This is a genomic window from Escherichia sp. MOD1-EC5990, assembly GCF_002965285.1.
GTDB lineage: Bacteria > Pseudomonadota > Gammaproteobacteria > Enterobacterales > Enterobacteriaceae > Escherichia > Escherichia coli_F.
Genome location: NZ_PTRV01000012.1, coordinates 16,207 through 42,539, shown reverse-complemented (window position 1 = coordinate 42,539; position 26,333 = coordinate 16,207). Strand labels below are relative to the sequence as shown.

26 protein-coding genes and 1 pseudogene are annotated in these 26,333 nt (G+C 48.3%); 10 read left to right on the top strand and 17 right to left on the bottom strand.

Features of this window, described 5'->3' with window-relative positions; genetic code table 11:
- Positions 1 to 127: 127 nt before the first annotated feature.
- Together mdtF and mdtE are read right to left on the bottom strand one after the other, a co-directional pair.
- Positions 128 to 3,241, bottom strand: coding sequence for a multidrug efflux pump RND permease MdtF (mdtF, locus tag BEB42_RS15290; RefSeq protein ID WP_105267439.1), 3,114 nt, complete (start codon positions 3,239 to 3,241; stop codon positions 128 to 130).
- Positions 3,242 to 3,265: 24 nt separating this feature from the next.
- Positions 3,266 to 4,375: a multidrug transporter subunit MdtE gene (mdtE, locus tag BEB42_RS15285; protein ID WP_306299012.1), complete on the bottom strand. Its 1,110-nt coding sequence runs from the start codon at positions 4,373 to 4,375 to the stop codon at positions 3,266 to 3,268.
- 107 nt (positions 4,376 to 4,482) lie between these two features.
- Between mdtE and BEB42_RS15280 the strand changes: the two genes are divergently transcribed.
- Positions 4,483 to 4,761 (top strand): hypothetical protein, encoded by a 279-nt coding sequence (locus BEB42_RS15280; RefSeq protein ID WP_001205315.1) that lies wholly within the window; start codon positions 4,483 to 4,485, stop codon positions 4,759 to 4,761.
- Here the strand turns inward: BEB42_RS15280 and gadE are convergent, their stop codons facing one another.
- Complete coding sequence (gadE, locus tag BEB42_RS15275) at positions 4,762 to 5,289, bottom strand: acid resistance transcriptional activator GadE (RefSeq protein WP_000576690.1); 528 nt, start codon at positions 5,287 to 5,289, stop codon at positions 4,762 to 4,764.
- Positions 5,290 to 6,087: 798 nt separating this feature from the next.
- Complete coding sequence (hdeD, locus tag BEB42_RS15270; RefSeq protein WP_000965667.1) at positions 6,088 to 6,660, bottom strand: acid-resistance protein HdeD; 573 nt, start codon at positions 6,658 to 6,660, stop codon at positions 6,088 to 6,090.
- 254 nt (positions 6,661 to 6,914) lie between these two features.
- On the opposite strand from hdeD, the gene hdeA reads away from it, so the two are divergent.
- The 3 genes from hdeA (at position 6,915) to BEB42_RS15255 (ending at position 8,400) form a co-directional block, all read left to right on the top strand.
- Positions 6,915 to 7,247 (top strand): acid-activated periplasmic chaperone HdeA, encoded by a 333-nt coding sequence (hdeA, locus tag BEB42_RS15265; protein WP_000756553.1) that lies wholly within the window; start codon positions 6,915 to 6,917, stop codon positions 7,245 to 7,247.
- Positions 7,248 to 7,362: 115 nt separating this feature from the next.
- Positions 7,363 to 7,689, top strand: coding sequence for an acid-activated periplasmic chaperone HdeB (gene hdeB, locus BEB42_RS15260; protein WP_001298717.1), 327 nt, complete (start codon positions 7,363 to 7,365; stop codon positions 7,687 to 7,689).
- A gap of 63 nt (positions 7,690 to 7,752) precedes the next feature.
- Positions 7,753 to 8,400: an MgtC/SapB family protein gene (locus BEB42_RS15255; protein WP_001296814.1), complete on the top strand. Its 648-nt coding sequence runs from the start codon at positions 7,753 to 7,755 to the stop codon at positions 8,398 to 8,400.
- Between the two features lie 42 nt (positions 8,401 to 8,442).
- Here the strand turns inward: BEB42_RS15255 and BEB42_RS15250 are convergent, their stop codons facing one another.
- The 4 genes and pseudogenes from BEB42_RS15250 to BEB42_RS15225 form a co-directional block, all read right to left on the bottom strand.
- Positions 8,443 to 8,973 (bottom strand): helix-turn-helix transcriptional regulator, encoded by a 531-nt coding sequence (locus BEB42_RS15250; protein WP_000478615.1) that lies wholly within the window; start codon positions 8,971 to 8,973, stop codon positions 8,443 to 8,445.
- 152 nt (positions 8,974 to 9,125) lie between these two features.
- Positions 9,126 to 9,692 (bottom strand): outer membrane lipoprotein Slp, encoded by a 567-nt coding sequence (slp, locus tag BEB42_RS15240; RefSeq protein WP_001057453.1) that lies wholly within the window; start codon positions 9,690 to 9,692, stop codon positions 9,126 to 9,128.
- Between the two features lie 352 nt (positions 9,693 to 10,044).
- Positions 10,045 to 11,161 (bottom strand): annotated as a pseudogene (locus tag BEB42_RS15235) (hypothetical protein).
- A gap of 580 nt (positions 11,162 to 11,741) precedes the next feature.
- Positions 11,742 to 12,743: a permease gene (locus BEB42_RS15225; protein WP_032304001.1), complete on the bottom strand. Its 1,002-nt coding sequence runs from the start codon at positions 12,741 to 12,743 to the stop codon at positions 11,742 to 11,744.
- Between the two features lie 107 nt (positions 12,744 to 12,850).
- On the opposite strand from BEB42_RS15225, the gene BEB42_RS15220 reads away from it, so the two are divergent.
- Positions 12,851 to 13,171 (top strand): ArsR/SmtB family transcription factor, encoded by a 321-nt coding sequence (locus tag BEB42_RS15220; RefSeq protein ID WP_001175588.1) that lies wholly within the window; start codon positions 12,851 to 12,853, stop codon positions 13,169 to 13,171.
- Positions 13,172 to 13,191: 20 nt separating this feature from the next.
- Here BEB42_RS15220 and arsC read toward each other — a convergent pair whose 3' ends face one another.
- From arsC to BEB42_RS26730, 4 genes are all read right to left on the bottom strand, one after another.
- Complete coding sequence (gene arsC, locus BEB42_RS15215; RefSeq protein ID WP_000065787.1) at positions 13,192 to 13,617, bottom strand: glutaredoxin-dependent arsenate reductase; 426 nt, start codon at positions 13,615 to 13,617, stop codon at positions 13,192 to 13,194.
- 12 nt (positions 13,618 to 13,629) lie between these two features.
- Positions 13,630 to 14,919, bottom strand: coding sequence for an arsenite/antimonite:H(+) antiporter ArsB (gene arsB, locus BEB42_RS15210; RefSeq protein WP_000922643.1), 1,290 nt, complete (start codon positions 14,917 to 14,919; stop codon positions 13,630 to 13,632).
- A 54-nt stretch (positions 14,920 to 14,973) separates the two neighbouring features.
- Positions 14,974 to 15,327, bottom strand: a complete 354-nt coding sequence (arsR, locus tag BEB42_RS15205; protein WP_000008962.1) for an As(III)-sensing metalloregulatory transcriptional repressor ArsR — start codon at positions 15,325 to 15,327, stop codon at positions 14,974 to 14,976.
- A 541-nt stretch (positions 15,328 to 15,868) separates the two neighbouring features.
- Positions 15,869 to 16,042: a hypothetical protein gene (locus tag BEB42_RS26730; protein ID WP_001353597.1), complete on the bottom strand. Its 174-nt coding sequence runs from the start codon at positions 16,040 to 16,042 to the stop codon at positions 15,869 to 15,871.
- Positions 16,043 to 16,069: 27 nt separating this feature from the next.
- Between BEB42_RS26730 and dinQ the strand changes: the two genes are divergently transcribed.
- The gene (dinQ, locus tag BEB42_RS15190; RefSeq protein ID WP_010362367.1) at positions 16,070 to 16,153 is read left to right on the top strand and encodes a damage-inducible type I toxin DinQ; all 84 of its coding nucleotides are present in this window, start codon (positions 16,070 to 16,072) and stop codon (positions 16,151 to 16,153) included.
- Positions 16,154 to 16,206: 53 nt separating this feature from the next.
- Here the strand turns inward: dinQ and gorA are convergent, their stop codons facing one another.
- Together gorA and rlmJ are read right to left on the bottom strand one after the other, a co-directional pair.
- On the bottom strand, positions 16,207 to 17,559 hold the full coding sequence (gene gorA, locus BEB42_RS15185) for a glutathione-disulfide reductase (protein ID WP_000160796.1): 1,353 nt from the start codon (positions 17,557 to 17,559) through the stop codon (positions 16,207 to 16,209).
- A 71-nt stretch (positions 17,560 to 17,630) separates the two neighbouring features.
- Positions 17,631 to 18,473, bottom strand: a complete 843-nt coding sequence (gene rlmJ, locus BEB42_RS15180; RefSeq protein ID WP_001353598.1) for a 23S rRNA (adenine(2030)-N(6))-methyltransferase — start codon at positions 18,471 to 18,473, stop codon at positions 17,631 to 17,633.
- Between the two features lie 202 nt (positions 18,474 to 18,675).
- On the opposite strand from rlmJ, the gene prlC reads away from it, so the two are divergent.
- Together prlC and rsmJ are read left to right on the top strand one after the other, a co-directional pair.
- Positions 18,676 to 20,718, top strand: coding sequence for an oligopeptidase A (gene prlC / locus BEB42_RS15175; RefSeq protein ID WP_001353599.1), 2,043 nt, complete (start codon positions 18,676 to 18,678; stop codon positions 20,716 to 20,718).
- A gap of 7 nt (positions 20,719 to 20,725) precedes the next feature.
- Positions 20,726 to 21,478 (top strand): 16S rRNA (guanine(1516)-N(2))-methyltransferase RsmJ, encoded by a 753-nt coding sequence (gene rsmJ / locus BEB42_RS15170; RefSeq protein ID WP_000686620.1) that lies wholly within the window; start codon positions 20,726 to 20,728, stop codon positions 21,476 to 21,478.
- Between the two features lie 48 nt (positions 21,479 to 21,526).
- Here rsmJ and dtpB read toward each other — a convergent pair whose 3' ends face one another.
- Complete coding sequence (gene dtpB / locus BEB42_RS15165; protein ID WP_001098643.1) at positions 21,527 to 22,996, bottom strand: dipeptide/tripeptide permease DtpB; 1,470 nt, start codon at positions 22,994 to 22,996, stop codon at positions 21,527 to 21,529.
- Between the two features lie 165 nt (positions 22,997 to 23,161).
- Here dtpB and BEB42_RS26725 point away from each other — a divergent pair, with 165 nt between their 5' ends.
- Positions 23,162 to 23,215: a hypothetical protein gene (locus tag BEB42_RS26725; RefSeq protein WP_212591402.1), complete on the top strand. Its 54-nt coding sequence runs from the start codon at positions 23,162 to 23,164 to the stop codon at positions 23,213 to 23,215.
- A 98-nt stretch (positions 23,216 to 23,313) separates the two neighbouring features.
- Here BEB42_RS26725 and uspA read toward each other — a convergent pair whose 3' ends face one another.
- Complete coding sequence (gene uspA / locus BEB42_RS15155) at positions 23,314 to 23,748, bottom strand: universal stress protein UspA (RefSeq protein ID WP_000323571.1); 435 nt, start codon at positions 23,746 to 23,748, stop codon at positions 23,314 to 23,316.
- A gap of 390 nt (positions 23,749 to 24,138) precedes the next feature.
- Here uspA and uspB point away from each other — a divergent pair, with 390 nt between their 5' ends.
- On the top strand, positions 24,139 to 24,474 hold the full coding sequence (gene uspB, locus BEB42_RS15150) for a universal stress protein UspB (protein ID WP_000626187.1): 336 nt from the start codon (positions 24,139 to 24,141) through the stop codon (positions 24,472 to 24,474).
- A 244-nt stretch (positions 24,475 to 24,718) separates the two neighbouring features.
- Here uspB and pitA read toward each other — a convergent pair whose 3' ends face one another.
- Positions 24,719 to 26,218 carry an inorganic phosphate transporter PitA gene (gene pitA, locus BEB42_RS15145; RefSeq protein ID WP_000902780.1) on the bottom strand — a complete coding sequence of 500 codons (1,500 nt, stop codon included), beginning with the start codon at positions 26,216 to 26,218 and terminating at the stop codon, positions 24,719 to 24,721.
- Positions 26,219 to 26,333 lie beyond the last annotated feature (115 nt).

Sequence of the window (26,333 nt, the reverse complement as noted above, 5' to 3'; positions counted from 1 at the left end):
GCTTCTACTTTCAGTGCTGTGTACTAAGCCTGGTATTCCTGACGGTCAGCTGGTTGTTGAGTGGTGAATGGTTAGCAGGAAAGAGTAAGGCTGAACCCTCACGTTCAACCTTACTCTCATTTACACGTTACGCTTTTTTAAAGCGGGCAAAGAGATGTTCCACTACAACGAAAAAGACTGGAACGAAGTAAATGGCCAGCACTGTTGCGGCAAACATCCCGCCCATCACGCCGGTACCTACCGCGTTTTGCGCGCCGGAACCGGCACCATGACTGATTACCAGCGGCAGCACGCCGAGAATAAAGGCCAGAGAGGTCATCAGGATTGGGCGTAAACGCATTCGCGCCGCTTCGATGATCGCCTCTATCGGCGTTTTCCCTTCTTTCTGCATCATCTCAACGGCAAATTCGACGATCAGGATGGCGTTCTTGGCGGAAAGCCCGATGGTAGTCAGCAAACCAACCTGGAAGTAGACGTCATTACTTAAGCCGCGCAGATCGGTGGCCAGTAATGCGCCAACGACGCCTAACGGTACAACCAACATCACCGAGAACGGAATTGACCAGCTCTCATAAAGTGCGGCAAGGGCGAGGAACACCACGACCAGTGAAATGGCATACAGCGCGGGAGCCTGGTTTGAGGATAACGCTTCCTGATAAGACAGTCCGGTCCATGAGTAGCCGACGCCTGCCGGAAGTTTAGCGACCAGGTCTGCCATAAATTTCATGGCGTCACCGGTACTTTTCCCGGCCGCCGCTTCTCCTAAAATCTCCATTGACGGGATACCGTTGTAGCGTTCCAGTCGCGGCGAACCATAGGTCCATTCGGTAGACGAATAGGCAGAAAGCGGTGCCATCGTGCCAGAGGCGTTGCGTACATACCACTGGTTGATGTTATCCGGCAACATACGGAACGGCGTGCCTGCCTGGACATACACTTTTTTCACCCGTCCCTGGTTGAGGAAGTCGTTCACGTAGCTGCTGCCGAAGGCGGTGGAAATTGTCTGGTTGATATCGGACAGCGCCACGCCCATTGCCTCGGCTTTCGCGGCATTGACGTTAACTTTGAACATTGGCGTATCTTCCAGGCCGTTCGGGCGTACCCCGGTAACCTGGTTCGGCGATTGCGCAGCCAGTGATAACAGCTCGTTTCGCGCCTGGGTCAGTTTTTCGTGCCCCAGGTTACCGTTGTCCAGCAGTTCCATATCAAAACCTGACGCGGTACCCAGTTCAGCCACCGCGGGTAAGTTGAACGGGAAGACGACGGCTTTATTGATACTACTTAGCGCAATCATTGCCCGCTGAATGATCGCGGTAACTGAGTTTTCCTCGCCGACACGTTCAGACCACGGCTTGAGGCTGATAAACGCCAGACCGTTGTTTTGCCCCTGGCCACTGAAGCCAAAGCCGCCAACGGTAAACACCGACTGAACATTATCTTTCTCTTTTGTCAGATAATAATCAGTCACCTGTTGCAGCACTTTCGTGGTGTTAACCATGGTTGCACCGGAAGGTAACTGCGCGGTGGTCATAAATACCCCCTGATCCTCTTCTGGTAAGAAAGAGGTCGGCGTACGCAGGAACAGCACCGCCATCCCGGCGCAAATCAGCAGGTAGACCACCATGTAGCGACCGGTACAACGCAACAGCGAGCGGGTGCTATCGGTATAGTGATGAGTCGATTTTTCAAACAGCGTGTTGAAGCGTGCGAACAGGGCGTTAGGTTTGTGACCGCCTTCCGGCGCGGCTTTCAGAATGGTGGCGCACAGGGCAGGGGTCAGGCTCATTGCGACAAATACTGAAAGCAGCATCGAGGAGATCAGCGTGATGGAGAACTGACGATAAATTTCCCCGGTCGCGCCGCTCATAAAGGCCATTGGCATAAACACCGCGGAAAGCACAACGGCAATCCCGACCAGAGCGCGTTGGATTTGCCCCATGGATTTATGCGTTGCTTCCTTCGGCGGCAGTTTATCCTCCGCAATGACACGCTCGACGTTCTCCACCACCACGATGGCGTCATCCACCAGTAACCCTATCGCCAGCACCATCCCGAACATAGTTAACGTGTTGATGGTGAAACCGACCGCCGACAAGATCGCAAACGTCCCGAGAATAACCACCGGTACGGCAATCGTCGGGATGATTGTGGCACGGAAATTCTGCAAAAACAGATACATGACCAGGAAGACGAGGATGATAGCCTCAACCAGTGTTTTGAAAACTTCCTGAATAGAAATTTCGATAAACGGCGTCGTGTCGTAAGGATAAACCGTCTTCAGGCTTGTGGGGAAATAAGCCGATAAACGGTTCAGCTCCTCTTTCACCGCTCGCGAGGTATCCAGGGCGTTTGCTCCGGTAGCCAGTTTGATGGCGATCCCGGCAGCAGGTTTGCCGTTATAGCGCGCCACGGTGGAATAATCTTCCGCCCCAAGTTCGACGCGGGCGACATCACGCAGCAGTACTTGCGAACCATCTTGCTGAACTTTCAACAGGATTTTGCCAAATTCTTCCGGCGTTTGCAGACGCGTCTGCACAATGATCGAGGCGTTCAGTTGCTGGTCTGCCGCCTGTGGCATGCCACCCAGTTGACCACCGGAAATCTGGTTGTTTTGCACCTTAATCTGGGAAATAACATCGGAAGGTACCAGGTTATATTTATTGAGTTTTTGCGGGTCCAGCCAGATACGCATGGCGTACTCGGAACCAAAGAGTTGTACGCTACCAACGCCCGCGGTACGGCTTAGCGGGTCTTTGATATTAGACGCTACATAGTCCGCGATATCGTACTGGTTGAGACTGCCGTTATCAGAAATGAACGCCGCTACCATCAGGATATTACTGCTCGACTTATCGACGCTAATACCCTGCTGCTGCACCGCTTCAGGTAATGAAGGCATAGCGAGTTGCAGTTTATTTTGCACCTGAACCTGCGCGATATCAGGCGATGTCCCCGTCTCAAAGGTCAGAGTGATGGAGGCATTACCCGCCGCATCGCTGGTTGAAGACATGTACATCAGGCCATCAAGCCCATTCATATTTTGCTCAATCACCTGAGTGACCGAGTCTTCTACCGTTTGCGCATCGGCACCCGGATAGGTTGCGCTGACGGTAATGGTTGGTGGCGCAATCTGCGGATATTGCGCAACCGGTAAGTTCATGATCGCCAGACCACCTGCAAGCATCATAATAATGGCAAGTACCCAGGCAAAAACCGGGCGATCAATAAAATAGTTAGCCATGAAAGTCCCCTTAAGCCTGCAACGTTATTGTTTCGATTCGGTGCTGGCGTTTTCCTGGCTGGAGGAAATTGCACGTGCTTTGATACCCGGACGAATGCGTTGCAACCCGGAAACGATCACCCGATCGCCAGCCTGCAAGCCAGAGGTGACAACCCACTGGTCGCCGATGGCTTTGCTGGCTTCAATTTCGCGTAGCTGCACAACATCGTCTTTATCCAGAATGAGCGCCGTTGCTTTACCCTGCGCGTTGTGGGTGACGCCTTCCTGCGGCACCAGTAATACATTCTGGCGGCTACCTTCATCCACTAATGCCGTGACATACATACCTGGCAGCAAGTCACCATTTGGGTTGGGGAAAATCGCCCGTAACGTCACGGAGCCCGTGGTTTCATCCACCGTCGGGTCGGAGAATTTCAGCGTGCCGGTCTGGCTGTAACGTTTACCATTTTCCAGATTGAGCTGTACTGGCGTACTGCCCTGAACCTGTTTGATTTGTCCACTGGCGACCTCTTCTTTCATGCGCAAAAAATCCTGCACCGACTGCGTGAGATCGACATAAATCGGGTCCAGACGTTGTACGGTAACCAGCGAATCTGCCTGATTAGCGGTAACGAGTGCGCCGACGGTCACCGACGATTTCCCGCTGACGCCCGTAATCGGCGAGGTGACATTTGCGTATTGCAGGTTGATAGTCGCCTGTTCAACAGCCGCTTTGGCGACGGTGACATTGGCTTCTGCTTCATTCAGCTGGGTGCGCGCGGTGTCGTAATCCTGACGGCTAACGTAGTTGGTCTTCAGCAATGATGCCTGGCGGTTGAAGGTGATGCGGGCATTGCTGGCGGTAGAGAGCGCTTTCGCCAGCGTGCCTTTGGCGGAGTTTAGATCGGCCTGTAAAGGCGCAGGATCAATCTGATACAGCGAATCGCCCTGGTTCACTTTATCGCCTTCGATAAAGTTGCGTTTAATGATAATACCGCCCACCTGGGGGCGTATCTCGGCAACTTCATAAGGAACGGTTCTACCGGGCAATTCGCTCAACACATTGACCGAACCGGGGGAGAGTGTGACGACACCGACCTCAGGCGTCATGGCGGCGGCGTTTTCCGTCGATTTGTCATCGCAGGCGGTGAGCATCGTGCCGCAGAATAACAACGGTATTAACAGTTTTCTTCTTCTGTTCATTTTAGTCCCTGAAAATTCTTGAGATATAACGGTTCTTTAAATTGCGCGCGAGGAGAGGTATGAGGGATTTACAGACCAGCGGCATAGTGGGGTTGTCAGCCAGTAAGATGGGATGCAAGCACAGTGATCGACATGGTGAGGTCAACGACAAAAAAAATGTTGCCGTTCTGCCAACAGTTCCTGCCAGCATTCGGGCAACGAAGGGTTCTACTGGTGGATACACATACCAGGGGAATAAAGTCGTTTTCGCCTCTCCTTTAGTCATCACCGGGGATAATGAAATCAGCATCTGCATCCCTCTTCATGCCTGCCATCATTTTCAGTTAATTATGTCCTGACTAAAAATAAGATGTGATACCCAGGGTGACGATGTCGCTCATACGTCTTAGTTTCAGCTTGTACATAATGTTGAATTTCTGAATCTTTAATGTTTGTTGCGAAATATTGAGCGTTGACGTGATATTGCTTTCGTTTTTGTTTTTCAGAATCAGCTGCATAATTTTGAACTGATTATGTGAAAAACATAATTGTGAATTCTTATGGGGCAAGTGTTTACCATAAGTAATCTCAAGAAGATTTTTGATACTTTCTTTGCGGCTGACAAAATAAATAGGCGCTTTAGCTTTTAGTTTACTGATGTGATAAGGTGCCAAAACAATAATTCTCTCGGCGTCTAATTTCTCCAGAAATTTAATCGCTTCTTCATCAAGGATATGGTTGTGATAGGTATCAATGATAACCTTGAAGGGTTTATTACCTACTTTTTTGATCTCTGACAGGGAATTGATTTTTATCATTTCGTGATTATCTTTCAACTGCCAAAAGCCCTGTAAAAGAAAAGAATCTTTCGTCATGAGAAAAATCATAACTTGCTCCTTAGCCGTTATCGTTTCGAACATGTCATCCTTTTCATTATTTACATCCCTGTCCGAATCGTTGTTCAATATAGTAAACGCCTATAAGAACCTTGCCCTTCGTGAACTAATACGTCTATTAACACTAATCAATACTTCAGATTTATCCATCACGCACTCCATATATTGATCCTAAGTAAAATTCCTGGTTGTTATCAGATTGTAAACTGCAAACAAAAAATTAACGTTTGCGGATTACTGCCCAAGAATAAGTTATCAATAACCAGTTTGTGATCTCTGAAGAATATTACTAAAGTTAAAATGTAATCCGATTTAAATATCGAGTCTCCTTGTTTCGACTTAAGCTGGCAATTGGATTGCCAGCTTTCTTTTAACGCATTGAAATTACCTGAGTAAATAACTCATTCATGTCTTCAGGTTATTATATAGCGTCTGGAGACACGGATATTTATGCAATGTAATCAACGCCAATTGCAAAAAAATGAACCCGGATTACTTATTTAACCGCCCATAGCATCAACGCCTACGGAACTCTTTGTTCACTTTCCCACAGCACTTTTAAAACATTAAACCTGACTACGGAAAATATCAGCCATGATAATGTTTGAAATGGCTAATTTGCCATGCAATGAAAAAAATCAGATAAAATTCAGTAGGTTGAAATACTTATCAGCAGGTAATTATTTCAATGATAGCGCGCAATTGATCTAAAATGCTGTGTAGCGGAGAGAGTATTAATTGGATCATAGTCACATCAAGTGACTATGATCCAGGTGGCAATAGGGATAATTATTGCTTTTTAACAAACAAACTGGCGAAGCTGAACAGGCTAGCGGCGCTAAATATCAGTTCAATTCCCACTAGTGTGGAAACCAGCGTTACAGAAACCATCGGCGTTGCGCCAAGGAATATCCAGGCAATGACGATATCCAGCACACCAATAACGAGCTGTAGCCAACTGCCTTTCATTGAACGCTGACGATACCAACTCATCAGACGAATAACTCCTGCCACACAGAACAAACCGGCAATAAATGCCGCAATGGCAAAAATGCCCAGCTCCGGTGCGCGGATGAAGAAATAGCCGATCAATAAATAGGCGATTGCGACGAGGAAACCGGATAATACAGGCCAGAAATTATGACTGCGGTTGCTGAATAACCCGACAATAAGCGCAATACCTGAGCAGATTAATAATGCACCCACTACTGTGCTTAAAATGTCGCCAGAGACGAACGGGAAACTGATACACAGCAACCCGACGATAAACAGCAGCACGGCAATAAACTGGATTGCTCTACGGTGCTTTTTAAGCATCTCCAGATCAAACTTCAAAATTGTTGCCTTATCTATATATAACATATAACCACCCTATAAAATTAAGAAGAAAATCCCCTGCTATCAATCTATGCCAAAAACGCGTCTAAGAATGCAGTCGATTTAATAAAAATTTCCTAATTACAGTATCTGATGCATCTGTAACTCATTGTATTGAAATAAAAATATCTGATTTTGATATTTTCCATCAACATGACATATACAGAAAACCAGGTTATAACCTCAGTGTCGAAATTAATTCGTGACGGCTCTTTCACTTTATAGTTGAGGATATTACGATGAAAAAAGTATTAGGCGTTATTCTTGGTGGTCTGCTTCTTCTGCCAGTGGTGAGCAATGCAGCGGATGCACAAAAAGCAGCTGATAACAAAAAACCGGTCAACACCTGGACCTGTGAAGATTTTCTGGCTGTGGACGAATCCTTCCAGCCAACTGCAGTTGGTTTTGCTGAAGCACTGAACAATAAAGATAAACCAGAAGATGCGGTTTTAGATGTTCAGGGTATTGCAACCGTAACCCCAGCGATCGTTCAGGCTTGTACTCAGGATAAACAAGCCAACTTTAAAGATAAAGTTAAAAGCGAATGGGACAAAGTTAAGAAAGATATGTAATTCCGGGAATACGTTACATCGTACTTCCTTGCATATTGAACAGGTAGGAATACCTTCTTCAAAAGCAGCTATTCCTTCTGTTCATATTTAATCTCTATATTGAATGGGTTACAAAATGAATATTTCATCTCTCCGTAAAGCGTTTATTTTTATGGGCGCTGTAGCGGCTTTGTCACTGGTGAACGCACAATCTGCGCTGGCAGCCAATGAATCCGCTAAAGATATGACTTGCCAGGAATTTATTGATCTGAATCCAAAAGCAATGACACCGGTTGCGTGGTGGATGCTGCATGAAGAAACAGTTTATAAAGGTGGTGATACTGTTACTTTAAATGAAACCGATCTTACTCAAATTCCTAAAGTGATCGAATACTGCAAAAAAAATCCGCAGAAAAATTTGTATACTTTCAAAAATCAAGCATCTAATGACTTGCCGAATTAATGGGGCACAAGTAAAAAGGAGTAGCAAGTTGAGCCATCTTGCTGCTCCTTTTTGCATTTTTATATGACAGCAGAATTTATTATACGTCTTATACTCGCAGCAATTGCCTGTGGCGCTATTGGCATGGAAAGGCAAATGCGCGGCAAAGGAGCAGGGTTACGCACACATGTATTAATTGGCATGGGAAGCGCCCTGTTTATGATTGTTTCGAAATATGGTTTTGCTGACGTGCTGTCTTTAGATCACGTCGGACTGGACCCCAGCCGTATTGCTGCTCAGGTGGTGACGGGCGTCGGGTTTATCGGTGCAGGTAACATTCTCGTTCGTAACCAAAATATTGTGGGTCTGACGACGGCAGCCGATATCTGGGTGACTGCGGCTATTGGTATGGTGATTGGCAGCGGTATGTATGAGCTGGGCATTTATGGTTCAGTAATGACCTTGCTGGTGCTGGAAGTCTTCCATCAATTAACCTTCCGCCTGATGAATAAAAATTACCATTTACAGCTGACATTAGTGAACGGTAATACGGTATCAATGCTCGACTGGTTTAAGCAGCAAAAAATAAAAACGGATTTAGTTTCGTTGCAGGAAAATGAAGATCATGAAGTGGTCGCCATTGATATCCAGCTTCATGCCACGACGTCGATAGAAGATCTGTTGCGATTATTAAAAGGTATGGCAGGGGTGAAAGGCGTTTCAATTAGCTAATCTGTGTGGTAGCGAAATCACACTCGCCACCCTACTGGAAATTCACACCAGATAATCAATATGCTGATGGCGTACCAACTCATTGATCCGCTTAAGATTGAGGATCATCATGATATTGTGTTTATGGCAGTAGAACGTTTTTAGCGATATTTTCAGTTTCTCCAGAATATCTTCCGTTGTCATTTGATTCGCAATACAGCTTAGAACCTGATGCTGCTTGCGCGAAAGGGACACATCCGCTTCAGGCACAGAGCAGTAACTGCCATTGATGAGTGCGACAAAGTCGATGATGGTGATAGTTCGCGGAACAAAGGTCACCGGTACTTTCCCCAGGCAGCGTTTAATATTAAAGGGAGAGAAAATAATCACATGGACAGGTTTTAATCGTTCAATCTGAGTGAGCAAATTAGAATGAAATACATTATTCATTAATGTATCAATAATGACGAACGCATGCTGATGCAACATTACGTCGATCTCTTCTTCGTTCTGTATATGAACGACATTACCTTTGCTCAGAATGTTTTTCATCGCAGTGAAGAACATCGTATCCCTGGTAATTATAAGAAACATAACCGACTCCTGGTGCGGACATTAACTTTATAATCAGTTTGCCAAAGGTAATTAACAGGACAGGGCTTATAATAATAGTTAGCTGGCTGTGTATTAATTTGATGCAATGCATGATGCAGATGCTGAGAAAGCATCTGCATCTCTCGGTGGTGTTATTTGACCAGCTCAGGTGTTACTTGACTCACCGCATTGGTGTAGTAAGGCGCGCCCCAGCCCGGTTCCGGCCAGAATGCACCATAGCCGTAATCCCACAGGTTATAGGTGGTATTAACCACTTCTCTCAAATGCCACACCTGGATGCCCTGCATATTCACTTCCAGGAAGTTATACGGGACTTTATTGATAAAGCCAGGTTGTTCACCCTGAATGGTACCGAGGATGGTAACAAAGTGATTACGATAGTTCACTGGATCAAGGAAGCCGCTTTGTCTGGCGAGCAGTCGGCCCTGATAGTTGGCTTCAATATCAGGCTTCGCATAGCTATCCAACGGTAATACAGCGATTTCTAACAACGTATCCGTTTTGCCATTGATAACGTTGATAACCTTCCCGCCAAAGCGCGCTTGTTGACCAACATATAACCCCGGCTGGTTATGAACAGCAACAAAACTTTTTTGAATATCAGGTTGGTTATTGCCTTTGATATTTTGCGGAATTGAACTACATGCGGCAAGCAAAAATGAAAGGCTGAGGATGAGTGCACCTTTTGTCATGTTCATGTTACTATCCTTATCAACAAATATTAAAACCATAATAGATATTTCTTTATAGTTTTCATCTGATTCTGAGGCGATATGCCTGATAGTAACGTAAACCTGTCTGATGTTTATATCCATTCTGTTTAGTTTAATTCTGTTAATTTTGGGGCGTGACATGAGTATCCATCGCCCCATAAAATAGCCTTTTTTTAAAGGTACATAAAATCTATTTTTATTCAATGCTTATAAAGCGCTAATGTTCAATATTATGGGATTATATTCTGGTAATGATTTGATAAGCGAATTCTTTTGCCAGTTGATATTTCTATTTCCACCCCATAATTTATAGTTTTTTCATCAGGTAGCGATCTCTTTAAATAAGGTGCGTATGACATTTTTTTAGGATGAAACGTATCGTGTTGAAATATTTCGAATTGATATTCAGACATTTGTGCCCATGTTTGAATTTTATTGTATCGGGAGAGTGTCGTAAAGGCTTTAACTTGCTTATAACATTGTTTTTGGAATTCTTGCTGATATTTTAATATGTCGTTGTATGAAAGATTGGTTATCCTGGCCTCTAAAAACTTAATTATCGTCGAAGCAACTTCAGCTTTTGCTCGTAAAAAGTTGTCATTAATGGTTAATAATGTTGAAAATAAACCTTCAATTTGTTTGTCAAGATATTGTTCATCTTTATATAATTTATGGGTAGGGTGTTCCTTATGTGAAAAAATAGTGTCACATAAATTTGCGTCAGTGAAATTTATATTAAGTAGATCTTCGAAATAAAACCTTGACAAGGTTAGAACGAACCCGGACAGGTTCTGTCCTGTCATATTGAAATCAATAAAGTTGGTTCCGGCAAAGACTTTCATTCTGTTTTTATTTTCACTGTGCTCAATATATAACTTCGTCATTTTTTGATACAGGCTTTGAATATCTTTTATATTAGTTGGTAAGTCAGCTCGTTGTTCAGCAATAAAATTAGTATCTGAAAACATGGTTTGGACACTGAATGTTATGGGTATTCCCTCTTCTACGCTAATTTTAGTTATGATTGCCTTGTCGGGTTTAGGATTAGCGACAACAATGATTCGACATTCAGCACTTTTGTTCTTTTCGTATCTAATGTTATTAATCTGATTAAGTATTGATTGTGTCTGTTGCGTAAGTGGTGTCGAACTTATCGTTTCAATGTTATTAATAAGTTTTACAAGTTGAGCCACAACTTTTGAGTAGTCTGCATTTGTATATGTGGTGTTCGTGTGGCACGCATTAATTTGTTGGAGTTGTTGTTGCGCTAAATCAAATTGTTCAGCGTTATATCCTTCTTCAGACAATGAAAAATTAATGGGTTGCTGTTCTTCCTGATTATCACAAGGCCACATCGGTGTGTTTGGTGTTTTAATATTGTCGGTATCTGTTGTGCGGTTATAAATATCGCCGTGATATGTATTTATCATACCTGGGGTAAAGTCAATTGACATAACATTCCTTATTGTTCATCTATTTCGCTAAATTTTTGCAAATCGGAGAATTAGAACAGGAATGGATTTTCTTCTACGCGGAAATAAACACAATGCGTCATATCTTCCTGATATAATTACCTTTAACTTCCCTTTCATTTCCACCCGGTAATATTTGTGTATAAAAAAAGGGCAGTGATAGTATCGTAAAGGAAAACATTAACAACTATCAAAAAGCGCTCATTTTAAAAAGTTATGATGTTCTCCGATAGTGTGTGAAGTGATATTTTTGTGATGTTTTAGATGTGTAATAATGAACCAGGTTAAAGTGTATTTAAAAATGTGTTGTATTGGCGACTGAAATCTGCCCTTTAAAAGGGGGGATAGCACTGAGACAAAGAGGCATTGCTTCTCCGATAAAATGTCAGAGAAGCATGATTGCGTGGTGATTGTCGATTGATGACTTACTGACGGATCCGTCATCATTCTCAAAGCATTAGTTAAGTTATTTGTGATTTTTAAGGATTATCCTATCTATGATTTTCTACTCAGAAGGATAAGGCACTCACAATGCTCCTTATAGTTTACTGCTGGCATCTATTTAAAATAGCATTTGAGTCAAATAGCCCATCAAGATAGCCATACCTAAGATAACCGTCAGGAATGCAACTATCATCGGTATTCTGAACATTGATTTAAGTAATATCACTTCCGTCAGACTTGCGCCGGCACTGCCGATGATTAATGCCATTAATGCTCCCAGACCCATTCCTTTTGTCATCAGAACAGATGCCAGAGGGATAACCGCCTCTGCCCGGATATACAGCGGGATTCCGACAACGGCGCTCAATGGGATGGCGAAGGGATTATCTGCCCCTGCATGAGCGGCAATCCACGCTGAGGGAATAAAGCCATAAATAAAAGAGCCTATTAATACCCCTAACAAAAGATATGGCAGTACATCTTTAAACTGTTGCAACGCATCTTTGGTGGCTAGTTTTATGGGATTAATACTTACCACAGCTTTGGTACTGCAACAGTTTACTACCGGTTTCTCAATGGCTTTAGCCGCTGGACTACAGCAACTCACTTTTATTGGCGTATATGTCGTCCCCGGCGAAGTTTTGGCTGGAGAGCAACAATTTGCTGATGAGCTTTTACTGGCAATGATATGACGTTCAAATCTCAGAGAATCCAGGATAATACTGGCAAGTACGGAGACGCCGGCGGCGATAATCGCGTACAACAAGGTAACTTTCCAACCAAAGGTCACCCACATTAACCCGACGATAATGGGATTAAGTAACGGTGAAACAAATAAAAAAGTGAGAGTCGGACCAAACCCGGCTTTCGCTGACAACAATCCACGTAGCATGGGTATTGTCGAGCAACTACAGAACGGGGTAACGGCTCCCAACAGAGCAGCCAGGAGATAGCCTCTCCCTTTTCTGGCCCCCATCATCTGCTGGATTTTATGGTCTGGCACCTTTTGTCTTATCAGGCTGACACCGGCACTAATCACCATAAACAGCAAAGAAAGCTCGACGGCGAGAAACACAAACATCTCTGCGGCATCTTGCAGCATCGCAAGCCAACTACTCATAAGTAACCTCATTGAATAAAACTATATTTCCAGAATAATCGAAATGAAGTTCAGATCAAGATATTTCTGGTATTATCGAAATATCAACCAGACAGAGGGGGTGACACATGCAATTGGAAGAGGTCGCTAAGGCACTGAAAGAGTTAGGTCATCCGACCCGTTTGTTCATATTTAAGCATCTGGTCAAAGCGGGGGAACAAGGGTTGCCGGTCGGTGAGTTGCAAAAGCAGCTTGGGATACCCGGCTCTACACTCAGTCACCATATTTCAGCACTGGTATCGGTAGGGTTGGTCAAACAAAACCGTGAGAGTCGGACGCTGATGTGTGTTTCGCAATACGCAATGCTGGAAGCGATAATTGAATTTTTATGTGAGGAGTGCTGCGTAAACAGCAAAACAGATGGCGAAGGAGCCACGAAGAACAAATAAGGGGGCATATCCCCCTATAGTTATTTCAGGCGTTTACCCGCTTCATCAACCACTTTTTCGCCATCTTCCTTGGTGAACGCGCCTTGTTGCGCATCTGGCAGAATTTCCAGCACCACTTCTGAAGGGCGGCACAGGCGAGTTCCTAGCGGCGTCACCACAATCGGGCGATTAATCAGAATCGGGTGCTGAAGCATAAAGTCGATTAACCGATCGTCAGTAAATTTATCTTCTGCAAGGCCCAGTTCCTCATACGGCTCGACGTTTTTACGCAACAGCGCGCGTACGGAAATCCCCATATCGGCAATGAGTTTGACCAGCTCATCGCGCGTTGGCGGTGTTTCCAGATAATAGATAATGGTCGGTTCTGTACCGCTGTTGCGGATCATCTCCAGCGTATTACGCGACGTGCCGCAGGCCGGGTTGTGATAAATAGTAATGTTGCTCATATCAGTATCTCATTACGATGTGAAAGAGAGACGAAGCGCCAGCGCGGTAAGCGTCACAAACAGCACCGGCAGGGTCATGATAATCCCTGTACGGAAGTAATATCCCCAGCTGATAGTCATATTCTTCTGCGAAAGTACGTGCAGCCAGAGCAGCGTTGCCAGGCTACCAATCGGTGTAATTTTCGGCCCCAAATCGCAGCCAATCACGTTGGCATAAACCATCGCTTCTTTGATGACACCAGATGCCGTGCTGCCATCAATGGACAACGCGCCAACCAGTACCGTCGGCATATTGTTCATAATAGAAGAGAGGAAGGCGGTGAGGAATCCGGTGCCGAGCGTCGCCGCCCACAGGCCGTGATCCGCCAGCACGTTGAGTACGCCAGAAAGATATTCCGTTAGTCCGGCATTGCGCAGGCCGTAAACCACCAGATACATGCCGAGCGAGAAGATGACAATCTGCCAGGGGGCACCGCGCAGCACTTTACCCGTATTAATCGCATGGCCGCGTTTAGCGACGGCAAATAATATCAGCGCGCCTACTGCCGCAATGGCGCTTACCGGAATGCCGAGCGGTTCCAGGACGAAAAATCCCACCAGCAGAAGCAGTAAAACAACCCAGCCAGTTTTGAAGGTGGCAGGATCTTTAACCGCTTCTACGGGAGATTTAAGCAGCGCCATGTCGTAGTTCTGCGGAATATCTTTGCGGAAATAGAGATGCAACATCACCAGGGTAGCCAGTATTGCAGCGATATCCACCGGCACCATCACCGAGGCATATTCGCGAAAACCAAGGCCAAAGAAATCTGCTGAAACGATATTCACCAGGTTAGAGACAATAAGCGGCAGACTGGCGGTATCGGCAATGAATCCGGCCGCCATAACAAACGCCAGCGTAGTGCCTTTGCTGAACCCTAAAGCCAGCAGCATGGCGATGACAATCGGCGTCAAAATAAGCGCCGCACCATCATTGGCAAACAGGGCAGCAACGGTAGCACCGAGCAGGACAATCCAGGTAAACAGCAAGCGACCGCGCCCATTGCCCCAGCGTGAGACGTGCAGTGCCGCCCATTCAAAAAAGCCGGACTCATCCAGCAGCAGGCTGATGATAATGACGGCAATAAACGCAGCCGTCGCGTTCCAGACGATATTCCACACCACCGGAATATCGCCCGGATGGACCACGCCAGTAACTAACGCCAGTACGGCGCCCAGTGTCGCACTCCAGCCGATGCCTAAACCTTTCGGCTGCCAGATAACCAATACGATGGTCAGGACAAAGATAGCGCCCGCCAGTAACATCATGCCTCCTGGATAAAACACATTCGAATATTCATATGTGTTTAGATAAATTTTTTAACTACAAATATTCTTACTGTCTGCGGAACAATTTTGTCTGACGAGGTTACGGACAATCACCTGAACCTTTTCCTGTTCGCATCGCCAGGCCTGCTCAATAATTTTCGCCGCCCATGCTGGAATATGCGGCGATAAGCGATAATGAACCCACTTACCCTGCTTGCGGTCCAGCAATAGCCCACTTTCACGCAGTAATGCCAGATGGCGGGAGATCTTGGGCTGCGACTGATCGAGGGCAGTGCAGAGATCGCAGACGCATAACTCTCCCAGTTCGCTGAGCAGTAAAACGATGCCCAGACGGGTTTCATCGGCAAGAATTTTGAACAATTGGATGGGTAACAGAAATGACATATTGCGCTCCTTATTGTTGCAGGTAGTGTCTCTCTTCGAAGCGGATAAGTCAAAAACATATATGTTTTAACGAATGTGTAAGTGCAGAGGAAGGTAATAGGTGTGAATTAAGCGTTGGGTGTTCATTTGAAAGGAAGTCTGAATCAGGATGTAAAAAAACCGACTTTGCGTCGGTTTTTTACTCTTCAGCCAGAGTTGGTGGCTCTGGCTGGAGTGAGAATGCCCACATCTAACGGTTCAATACTATTAGCCAGTGGCTAACATTGCAAGCGTTAGCGATTTCTTCAGCTGGCGAAGGGACAGTTTGCTATACATGGTGGTGAAAGAGGATTGATATACTTTCATCGGGTCGCTGCCGTACCAAGCCTTGTCCGAATCCGGACGTAAAAAAACCGACTTCGCGTCGGTTTTTTTACTCTTCAGCCCAGAATTGGTGGCTCTGGCTGGAGTGAGATAGCCATCATCTAACACATCAATGCTAATACCATACTGAAACTATTGCAAGGACGTGCTGGTTTTATAACCCGCAAGTACTGTATAATTATCCAGTTAGCTCTGAGGCATTTTCACTCTGGTAATGCGCATAAACGCTTTCAAAGTCCTGGTCAGAAGTACGGGTGGTGCCGTTAACTGATGCTCTGGCCGGAGTGAGATTGCCCACATCTAACAATGAGGCATGCGCCGTGACAGGCAGTGGATGAGTAAGCGGATGCATTCTCACTCCATCGCATGGAGAAAACGGGTGATTGATAAAGCAATCATCGTTCTTGGGGCGTTAATTGCGCTGATGGAACTGATCCGCTTCCTGCTTCAGCTTCTGAACTGATAGCGGAAACGTAACTAAGGGCAAAGAGCACACCACTCTTTGCCCTTTAACATTTAACGCATGGTAACGAACTCTTCTGCCGCCGTTGGGTGAATGGCGACGGTATTGTCGAAGTCTTTTTTGGTTGCGCCCATCTTCAGCGCCACTGCGAAGCCCTGCAACATTTCATCCATACCAAAGCCAATGCCGTGAATACCGACAATCTTCTCTTCCGGTCCAACGCACACCAGTTTCATGCGGCACGGCTGGCGGTGCGTGGTGACGGCGGTATACATCGCGGTGAAAGAGGATTTATACACTTTCACCTGATCGTCGCCGTATTGCTCGCGCGCCTGCGGTTCCGTTAAACCAACAGTCCCAATCGGCGGATGGCTGAAGACCACGGTCGGAATATTGCTGTAATCCAGATGCTCATCCGGCTTGTTATTAAACAGGCGTTCAGAGAGGCGGCGGCCTGCTGCAACTGCCACCGGTGTCAGTTCCACTGCGCCCGTGTTATCGCCCACCGCGTAAATACCTTCAACGCTGGTATTTTGATATTTATCGACGACGATATAGCCTTTTTCGTTGGTTTTTACGCCAGCGGCTTCGAGGTTAATGTTGTCATTGGCAGGCTCACGACCAATCGCCCAAATCAGGCAATCCACCGTTTCACTGCGACCATCTTCCAGCTCCAGCGTCAGGCTGCCATCAGCATTTTTCACGACCGCTTTCGGGATGGCGTTGGTGTGCAACTGCGGACCTTCGGCGTTCATCACTTCGACCAGCGTTTCAGAGATCATCGGGTCGAAGCTGCGCAGCGGCGCATGTTTACGAACAAACAGATGCGTCTTTGCGCCGAGGCCGTTAATCACACCCGCCAGTTCAACGGCGATGTAACCCGCGCCAACAACCGCTACACGCTCTGGCAAAGCAGGAAGGGCGAAGAAGCCATCGGAATCAATACCGTATTCCACGCCCGGAATATCCGGGTGGCTCGGGCGACCGCCGGTGGCGATCAGGATATGATCGGCCGTGATGGTTTCGCCGTTTACTTCAATGGTTTTGGCATCAACGAAGCGGGCAAAGCCTTTGATTACATCAACGTTATTTTTACCGAGCACGTTTTCATAGGAGGTATGAATACGGTCGATATAGGCGGTACGGCTGGCGATCAACGTTTCCCAGTTGAACTTATTGATGGTGGTATCGAAACCATAATCCGGGCCGTACATGTGGATCGCTTCACGGATTTGCGCCGCGTGCCACATCACTTTTTTCGGCACGCAGCCAACATTCACGCAGGTGCCGCCCAGTTCTTTGGCTTCAATCAGCGCGCATTTCTGACCGTACATAGCCGCGCGGTTGATGGAGGCGATACCGCCGCTGCCGCCGCCGATGGCGATGTAATCATAGTGTTTAGTCATGACATATTGTCCTTATCGTTGATTACCGCGATTGTAGCGCGAGACGTAATAGGTGCCAGCGATGGCTGCAATTACTCTGGCACGATCCAGCTTACGGTGGCATGCCCGGTGCCAGCCGGAACCAGTTTGCTGTGCAACCACGGCAACACGTTATTCATCTGCTGTTCCAGCTTCCACGGCGGGTTAATCACAATCATGCCGGAAGCGGTCATGCCACGGCGATCGCTGTCTGGCAGTACCGCCAGTTCAATTTGCATAATCTTGCGAATACCGGTCGCTTCCAGATCGTGGATCATGCGCTTGATTTGCTGACGCAGCACCACTGGATACCACAGCGCGTAGACGCCTGTGGCAAAACGTTTATACCCCTCGTTAATGCCGCTGACCACCGCCTGATAGTCGGTTTTCATTTCATACGGCGGGTCGATAAGGATTAAACCACGGCGAGAAACCGGCGGCAGCTTGGCTTTAAGCTGCTGGAAACCGTCGGCTTTTTCCACGCGCGCACGGCTGTCTTTCTGAAATTCAGCACGCAGCAACGGGAAATCGCTCGGGTGCAGCTCGGTCAGTTGCAGACTGTCCTGTTCACGCAGTAACTGACGGGCAATCAACGGTGAACCGGGGTAGTAACGCAACTGACCGCTACGGTTGAAGTGTTTTACCACATTGATGTACGCCTCCAGCTCCGCAGGCAAATCGTCCTGCTGCCAGATACGGGCGATACCTTCGAGATATTCGCCGGTACGCTCGGCATGTTCGCTGCCTAACTGATAACGCCCGGCCCCTGCGTGGGTATCGAGATAGAGAAACGGTTTATCTTTCTCTTTCAGCGACTCGATGATCAGGCTCTGAACGGTATGTTTAAGGACGTCGGCGTGGTTGCCAGCGTGAAAGCTGTGGCGATAACTGAGCATGGGTAAAGGTGTTCCGGTAAGTAAAAATCGGCCCGTATTCGGGGCGCACAAAAGCCTATCAGGACAGTATACCGAAAAGAGGCCGTCGCCGCGAAAGCGTAACGTTTCTCATTGAAATTCACTACACTTAACCCCATGCTACACACATTATGTAAAGCGCCTGTTGAGCGCTTCCTTAACCTCTTTAACCAGGACTGCGCTAATGACGAATCCGTTACTGACTCCCTTTGAATTGCCTCCGTTTTCTAAAATTCTCCCGGAACATGTCGTTCCAGCCGTGACGAAGGCATTGAATGACTGCCGCGAAAATGTGGAGCGCGTAGTAGCGCAAGGGGCACCGTACACCTGGGAAAATCTCTGCCAGCCGCTGGCGGAAGTGGACGATGTGTTGGGGCGTATCTTCTCCCCGGTCAGCCACCTGAACTCGGTGAAAAATAGCCCGGAACTGCGTGAAGCCTACGAACAAACCCTGCCACTGCTGTCGGAATACAGCACCTGGGTAGGGCAACATGAAGGGCTGTATAAAGCGTACCGCGATCTGCGCGATGGCGATCATTACGCCACGCTGAATACGGCGCAGAAGAAAGCGGTTGATAACGCCCTGCGTGATTTTGAACTCTCTGGCATCGGTCTGCCGAAAGAGAAACAGCAACGCTACGGCGAAATTGCTACCCGTCTTTCCGAACTGGGCAACCAGTACAGCAACAACGTCCTTGATGCGACGATGGGCTGGACCAAACTCGTTACCGACGAAGCGGAACTGGCGGGTATGCCAGAAAGCGCGCTGGCGGCGGCAAAAGCCCAGGCCGAAGCGAAAGAACTGGAAGGCTACTTGCTGACGCTGGATATCCCAAGCTATTTGCCGGTAATGACCTACTGCGACAACCAGGCCTTGCGTGAAGAGATGTATCGCGCTTACAGCACTCGCGCTTCCGATCAAGGCCCGAACGCCGGTAAGTGGGACAATAGCAAGGTGATGGAAGAGATCCTCGCGCTGCGTCACGAACTGGCGCAACTGCTGGGCTTTGAAAACTACGCCTTTAAATCCCTTGCCACTAAAATGGCAGAAAACCCGCAGCAGGTGCTTGATTTCTTAACCGATCTGGCAAAACGCGCCCGTCCGCAGGGTGAAAAAGAGCTGGCACAGCTGCGCACCTTCGCCAAAGCCGAATTTGGCGTCGATGAGTTGCAGCCGTGGGATATCGCTTACTACAGCGAAAAACAGAAACAGCATCTTTACAGCATCAGCGACGAACAGCTGCGTCCGTACTTCCCGGAAAACAAAGCGGTTAACGGCTTGTTTGAAGTGGTGAAACGTATTTACGGCATCACCGCTAAAGAGCGCAAAGATGTTGATGTCTGGCATCCGGATGTCCGTTTCTTCGAACTGTATGACGAGAACAACGAACTGCGCGGCAGCTTCTACCTCGACCTGTATGCCCGTGAAAACAAGCGTGGCGGGGCGTGGATGGATGACTGCGTAGGCCAGATGCGTAAAGCCGACGGTTCGCTGCAAAAACCGGTCGCGTACCTGACATGTAACTTCAACCGCCCGGTGAATGGTAAACCAGCGCTGTTTACCCATGACGAAGTAATCACGCTGTTCCACGAGTTCGGTCATGGTCTGCATCATATGCTGACCCGCATTGAAACCGCCGGTGTATCCGGGATCAGCGGGGTACCGTGGGATGCGGTCGAACTGCCGAGCCAGTTTATGGAAAACTGGTGCTGGGAGCCGGAGGCGCTGGCGTTTATCTCCGGTCACTATGAGACTGGCGAACCGCTGCCGAAAGAACTGTTGGATAAAATGCTGGCGGCGAAGAACTACCAGGCGGCGCTGTTTATTCTGCGTCAGCTGGAGTTCGGCCTGTTCGATTTCCGTCTACATGCAGAATTCCGTCCGGATCAGGGGGCGAAAATCCTCGAAACTCTGGCAGAAATCAAAAAACTGGTTGCCGTGGTACCGTCTCCGTCATGGGGCCGTTTCCCGCACGCTTTCAGCCATATTTTCGCCGGTGGTTATGCGGCAGGTTACTACAGCTACCTGTGGGCTGACGTACTGGCGGCAGATGCCTTCTCACGCTTTGAGGAAGAGGGTATTTTCAACCGTGAAACCGGGCAGTCGTTCCTCGACAACATTCTGAGCCGTGGCGGTTCAGAAGAGCCGATGGATCTGTTCAAACGCTTCCGTGGTCGTGAACCGCAACTGGATGCGATGCTGGAGCATTACGGCATTAAGGGCTGATCATTCAGTGAAAATCTGCTTAATTGATGAAACAGGCACCGGAGACGGTGCCTTATCTGTTCTGGCGGCTCGCTGGGGGCTGGAGCACGATGAAGACAACCTGATGGCGCTGGTGTTAACACCGGAGCATCTGGAACTGCGCAAGCGTGATGAGCCGAAGCTTGGTGGCATCTTTGTTGATTTTGTTGGCGGAGCGATGGCGCACCGTCGCAAATTTGGCGGTGGACGCGGTGAGGCGGTGGCGAAAGCGGTGGGCATTAAAGGCGATTATCTCCCGGACGTGGTGGACGCTACCGCAGGACTGGGGCGCGATGCCTTTGTGCTGGCTTCAGTCGGCTGCCGCGTGCGGATGCTGGAGCGTAATCCGGTGGTTGCTGCATTGCTCGACGACGGCCTGGCGCGTGGTTATGCGGATGCGGAAATCGGCGGCTGGTTGCAGGAGCGTTTACAGTTAATCCACGCCTCCAGCCTGACGGCGCTAACCGATATTACTCCCCGCCCGCAGGTGGTCTATCTCGACCCGATGTTCCCGCATAAGCAGAAAAGCGCGCTGGTGAAAAAAGAGATGCGCGTGTTCCAGTCGCTGGTGGGGCCGGATCTCGACGCTGATGGATTGCTGGAGCCTGCACGCTTGCTGGCGACCAAACGCGTGGTGGTAAAGCGCCCGGACTACGCGCCACCGCTGGCGAATGTCGCCACGCCAAACGCGGTAGTTACCAAAGGGCATCGCTTTGATATTTATGCAGGTACGCCGGTGTGAAACTAAAGCAGGGTAGTGTTATTGCTACCCTGTGTTCTGCAAGAATAATTAATGGCTTTCCGGCGTCTCAATCATGCGTTTCAGCCACGGCACCATCAACAGCATCACTACTGCAACGCCCAGCGTAACCAGGCCAATTTTACCAAACACGCTGGTATAGACGGGCAACGTCTCAAGCGGATCGGTAATGTTGTCTGGTACTGCGGTAAATGTTGCCACATAGCCGCCCAGCAAGAACGCGGCAGCCTGCGTCAGGAACCACATCCCGAGAATAAAGCCCATCAAATGCTGCGGCACCAGGGCAGCAATCATCGCCAGGCCAAGGGCGCTAATAAACAGTTCACCCAGGCTCTGGAACAAGTAAACCAGCACGATAAACCACGGCGATGTCAGTCCTTGTGCATCAGCAAACCACATTCCCGCAGCTGCAGCCGTCAAAAAGCCCAGCGAGCACATAAACATACCGAGAGTAAATTTCATCGGCATCGAGAGGTCTTTGCCTTTGTTACCCAAATGCGTGTAGATACCTGCCAGTATTGGGCTGGCGAGTACCACCCAGAACGGGTTAAGCGCCTGGAAGCTGACCGGGTTGATGGAAAAGCCGAGAATTTCATGATGCACGTTGTTGATGGCAAAGAAGTTCAGCGACGTTGGCATCTGGGCGTAGAGAATGTAAAACACCACCGCTTCGAGCATCAGAACAAAGGCGACAAACATTTTATTACGCCCGGTTTTATCCAGCTTGAATGCCTGACGAAAGAAGATGATGGTGACGACGATGGAGAGAGCAATCAGCACTAGATTGGCGACTTCTACGTTGTGCATCAGCCATGCACAGACGAAGATCATCACCACGCTGCCAAGTAACACGTACAACAGTTTGCTGAAGCTCATCGGCTTGAAGTCGGGTTCAGAACCAATGTCTTTCACCATTCCGCGACAGGCGATGTAAACCAATAGCGCGATAATTAATCCCGCACCGCACAGGTTGTAGGTGACTGAATAGCCGAATCTATCAGCGATCACAGGGGCCAACGATAACGCTATCAACGAGCCGATATTGATCGACATATAGAACAGGGTGAATGCGCCATCAAGCCGTGGATCTTTCGGCGGATAGCACTTCGAAAGCAAGCTGGCGGGGTTAGCTTTAAACAGGCCGTTACCGACAGCGATAGTGCCCAGGGCGATGAAAATCAGGTCAGGCTTAAGTAGCGACATCCCGGTCATGAAGTAGCCAATCGCCAGCACAAGCGCTCCAAGAACAATGGTGCGTTTGGTCCCCAGTAGGTGGTCGCCGACATAGCCGCCAATGGAGATGAGGCCATAGACCAGCGCAGCAAACGCACCAAAGGTGACAAAAGCCTGTTCTTGCGAGAATCCAAGCTGTTTAACGAAGAAAACCGCCAGTACGCCCTGCACGCCGTAGTAGCCGAATCGCTCCCATAACTCGACAAAAAAGATCATGAAAAATGGGCGAGGTTGCTGCAGCATCCCCATGGGTGTTGTTGTATTCATATTTATTAACCTTCCAATACCATCCTGAAAAGTATGAACGCGTAAGGGATAACGCGCGAAAAAGTTTACATCTGTCAGAGATTCTTAATATTGATGCGGTGAATAGATTAATACACTATTACAACAGAAAATAACCAGCTGATCACACTAATGATGGAAAATATGATGGTGTTAAATGTTGTATTGGCTGGGGATTTTGATTGCGTACGCAGATCGTAGGCCAGATAAGGCGTATACGCTGCATCAGGTAACAAGGCGCGCCAAAAAGCAAAACGCCCGCATATGCGGGCGTTCAGGCACACGTCGTGGAGGGAAGATTATTCTTCTTCGTCGCGCAGCGGAACAATCAGCATATCAACGTGAACGGTGTTGATCAGCTGACGTGCGGAAGACATTAGTTTGCTCCAGAAGTCCTGGTGGTGACCACAAACCACCAGATCCATATCGTATTTCTTGATTGCATCGACCAGAACCTGGCCCAGATCGCCGCTGCCGCTCAGGGTTTCAGTGATTGGGTAGCCTGCATTAGTGGAAAGCTCGGTCAGCGCATGATGTGTCTCTTCAGAGATGCGTTTCTGCATATCACCCAGATTCACATCAATAAGCCCGGTGTATAGGTCAGAGTAGTTTACATCTACGTGGATCAGAGAAACTTTCGCATTGTAGGGGCGAGCCATAGAGACTGCTTTCTCTACCAGAACTTTGCTTTCCGGGGAGAGATCGACCGCGATGAGAATGTGTTTATAAGCCATAGTGTTACTCCTTCCATAAAGTTGTCGATGACTGGCCAGCTAGCGTTTCTTGTGCCGTTACGTCACCCGCGTCCTGCGAACTACGTGCGCGGGGCTAACCCAGCCGTAAAGATTCAGTGTTAAGACCATCCTTACCTTATAGCGACCCGGATGATCCGTCAATCCGCCTTGCTTACCCGTTAGATAAACAAATTTTCGGCATGAATATATTGATAGTGGTTAACCTTCTGGAAAAAAAACAACCTGATCTCCTACACTATCTATAGAGCCGCTCGGATGTTGGTCACCACAAAAGCGGTTTCTCCAGGACCTGGTGTTAACTGATTGGCAGCGTATCGGGAGCGGTAGCCCCGGGGTGGAACTCCGCGGGCAGGTCGCCGGGGAGGAGGTATGATAAGCACCGTCGCATTATTTTGGGCTTTATGTGTCGTTTGCATTGTTAACATGGCGCGCTATTTCTCATCACTACGCGCGTTGTTAGTGGTACTGCGTAACTGCGATCCATTGCTCTATCAATATGTTGATGGAGGGGGCTTTTTTACCTCACATGGCCAACCCAACAAACAGGTGCGTCTCGTTTGGTATATCTATGCCCAACGTTATCGCGATCATCACGATGATGAGTTTATTCGCCGCTGTGAGCGGGTGCGTCGGCAGTTTATTCTGACCAGCGCATTGTGTGGTCTGGTGGTGGTCAGTCTGATTGCATTGATGATTTGGCATTAAGCACTTCAGCAAAAATAACGCATAAAAAAAGCGGGCCAGCAAACTGACCCGCTCGAGACTGATTACAAACGCAAAATTGCCTGATGCGCTACGCTTATCAGGCCTACATAATCTCTGCAATCTATTGAATTTGCATGTTTTTGTAGGCCGGATAAGGCGTTCACGCCGCATCCGGCATGAACAAAGCGCACTATGTCAACAATCTGAAGCGGGCCAGCTGACCCGCTCGTTTTGGTGCGTGCGATTACAGGAACTGCAAGGAGAGCCAGTAAAGCCCGCCGGAAAGCAGTACCGCAGCCGGAAGGGTAAACACCCAGGCCATCAGAATACTGGTCACGGTTTTACGCTGTAAGCCGCCGCCATCTACCACCATCGTCCCCGCGACAGAAGAGGAGAGTACGTGGGTAGTGGAAACCGGCATCCCGGTATAACTCGCCAGGCCGATAGACACTGCCGCAGTCATCTGGGCAGACATCCCCTGAGCGTAGGTCATGCCTTTCTTACCGATTTTCTCACCGATAGTCGTTGCCACACGACGCCAGCCAATCATCGTACCGATACCTAACGCCAGCGCGACCGCCATGATGATCCACACCGGCGCATACTCGATGGTGCTAAGCATGTCGGACTTCAGTTTCTTCAACAGGCGCTGATCGTCTGCACTCACGCCAGGCATCTTCACCACTTTGTCGATAGTGTCAGAAACGCACAGCATAATGCGGCGCATCTGGCTACGTTGATCAAGCGACAGCTTGTCGTAGCTTTCCACATCAGTAGTCAACATGCCTTTCAGGCGGTTGAGCGCGTTAATGGTATTCGACGGATGGCAATGGAACTCCGCAGGTTGCGTTGCGCCAGCTTCCGGAGCCGGTACTAACTGATCAGCACCGGTAGCCTGTTTCAGCAGCGCAGGGTGCTGCTCAAAGTAAGCTTCCACGTTGTTGATGGCATCACGGGTACGGGTGATTTCGTAGCCAGTAGCATTCATATTCACCACGAAGCCTGCTGGCGCGACGCCAATCAGTACCAACATAACCAGACCAATGCCTTTCTGACCATCATTTGCGCCGTGAGAAAACGCCACACCGATAGCGGAAAGGATCAGCGCGATACGCGTCCAGAACGGCGGCTTTTTCTTGCCGTCTTTCTTTTCACGCTCCGCTGGGGTCAGGTGGATACGGGCGCGTTTCTTGGTGCCGCTCCAGTAGCGACGCAGCAAGAAAATCAGACCGCCAGCAAACACCAGGCCGACAATAGGGGAAACGATCAGAGAACCGAAAATACTTAATACTTTCGGGATATTGAGTGCATCCACCACTGACGTCCCGGTCATCAACGCATTGGTTAAACCAATCCCGATGATCGCGCCAATCAGCGTATGAGAGCTGGATGCAGGTAAACCAAAGTACCAGGTACCCAGGTTCCAGATAATCGCCGCCAGCAACATAGAGAACACCATGGCAAGGCCATGAGACGATCCCATATTAAGCAGCAGATCCGTCGGCAGCATATGCACAATGGCATAGGCAACACTCAGACCACCCAGCAAAACACCCAAAAAGTTGAACACCGCCGCCATAACCACGGCGAGCTGAGAACGCATCGCGCGGGTATAGATAACGGTTGCCACGGCGTTGGCTGTGTCATGGAAACCATTGATGGCTTCGTAGAACAGCACAAAAGCCAGTGCAAGCAATAATAACAGCCCGGTATGCAAATCCAGGCCAGCAAACAAATGTAGCATAGGACGTTACGCCATTTTGAGGACATGAACGCGGCGCATTATCAGTGACTTTCGCGGCGCGGGCAAAGTGAAATATAGACTTTTTTTGATTTGCCTCCTGTATAGATTGCACTCA

Bases quoted from the DNA above. Each gene is read 5' to 3' on its own strand.
- mdtF (WP_105267439.1), bottom strand. From the start codon at position 3,241: ATGGCTAACTATTTTATTGATCGCCCGGTTTTTGCCTGGGTACTTGCC.
- mdtE (WP_306299012.1), bottom strand. From the start codon at position 4,375: ATGCTCACCGCCTGCGATGACAAATCGACGGAAAACGCCGCCGCCATG.
- BEB42_RS15280 (WP_001205315.1), top strand. From the start codon at position 4,483: ATGAGGGATTTACAGACCAGCGGCATAGTGGGGTTGTCAGCCAGTAAG.
- gadE (WP_000576690.1), bottom strand. From the start codon at position 5,289: ATGATTTTTCTCATGACGAAAGATTCTTTTCTTTTACAGGGCTTTTGG.
- hdeD (WP_000965667.1), bottom strand. From the start codon at position 6,660: ATGTTATATATAGATAAGGCAACAATTTTGAAGTTTGATCTGGAGATG.
- hdeA (WP_000756553.1), top strand. From the start codon at position 6,915: ATGAAAAAAGTATTAGGCGTTATTCTTGGTGGTCTGCTTCTTCTGCCA.
- hdeB (WP_001298717.1), top strand. From the start codon at position 7,363: ATGAATATTTCATCTCTCCGTAAAGCGTTTATTTTTATGGGCGCTGTA.
- BEB42_RS15255 (WP_001296814.1), top strand. From the start codon at position 7,753: ATGACAGCAGAATTTATTATACGTCTTATACTCGCAGCAATTGCCTGT.
- BEB42_RS15250 (WP_000478615.1), bottom strand. From the start codon at position 8,973: ATGTTTCTTATAATTACCAGGGATACGATGTTCTTCACTGCGATGAAA.
- slp (WP_001057453.1), bottom strand. From the start codon at position 9,692: ATGAACATGACAAAAGGTGCACTCATCCTCAGCCTTTCATTTTTGCTT.
- BEB42_RS15225 (WP_032304001.1), bottom strand. From the start codon at position 12,743: ATGAGTAGTTGGCTTGCGATGCTGCAAGATGCCGCAGAGATGTTTGTG.
- BEB42_RS15220 (WP_001175588.1), top strand. From the start codon at position 12,851: ATGCAATTGGAAGAGGTCGCTAAGGCACTGAAAGAGTTAGGTCATCCG.
- arsC (WP_000065787.1), bottom strand. From the start codon at position 13,617: ATGAGCAACATTACTATTTATCACAACCCGGCCTGCGGCACGTCGCGT.
- arsB (WP_000922643.1), bottom strand. From the start codon at position 14,919: ATGTTACTGGCGGGCGCTATCTTTGTCCTGACCATCGTATTGGTTATC.
- arsR (WP_000008962.1), bottom strand. From the start codon at position 15,327: ATGTCATTTCTGTTACCCATCCAATTGTTCAAAATTCTTGCCGATGAA.
- BEB42_RS26730 (WP_001353597.1), bottom strand. From the start codon at position 16,042: ATGCATCCGCTTACTCATCCACTGCCTGTCACGGCGCATGCCTCATTG.
- gorA (WP_000160796.1), bottom strand. From the start codon at position 17,559: ATGACTAAACACTATGATTACATCGCCATCGGCGGCGGCAGCGGCGGT.
- rlmJ (WP_001353598.1), bottom strand. From the start codon at position 18,473: ATGCTCAGTTATCGCCACAGCTTTCACGCTGGCAACCACGCCGACGTC.
- prlC (WP_001353599.1), top strand. From the start codon at position 18,676: ATGACGAATCCGTTACTGACTCCCTTTGAATTGCCTCCGTTTTCTAAA.
- dtpB (WP_001098643.1), bottom strand. From the start codon at position 22,996: ATGAATACAACAACACCCATGGGGATGCTGCAGCAACCTCGCCCATTT.
- uspA (WP_000323571.1), bottom strand. From the start codon at position 23,748: ATGGCTTATAAACACATTCTCATCGCGGTCGATCTCTCCCCGGAAAGC.
- uspB (WP_000626187.1), top strand. From the start codon at position 24,139: ATGATAAGCACCGTCGCATTATTTTGGGCTTTATGTGTCGTTTGCATT.
- pitA (WP_000902780.1), bottom strand. From the start codon at position 26,218: ATGCTACATTTGTTTGCTGGCCTGGATTTGCATACCGGGCTGTTATTA.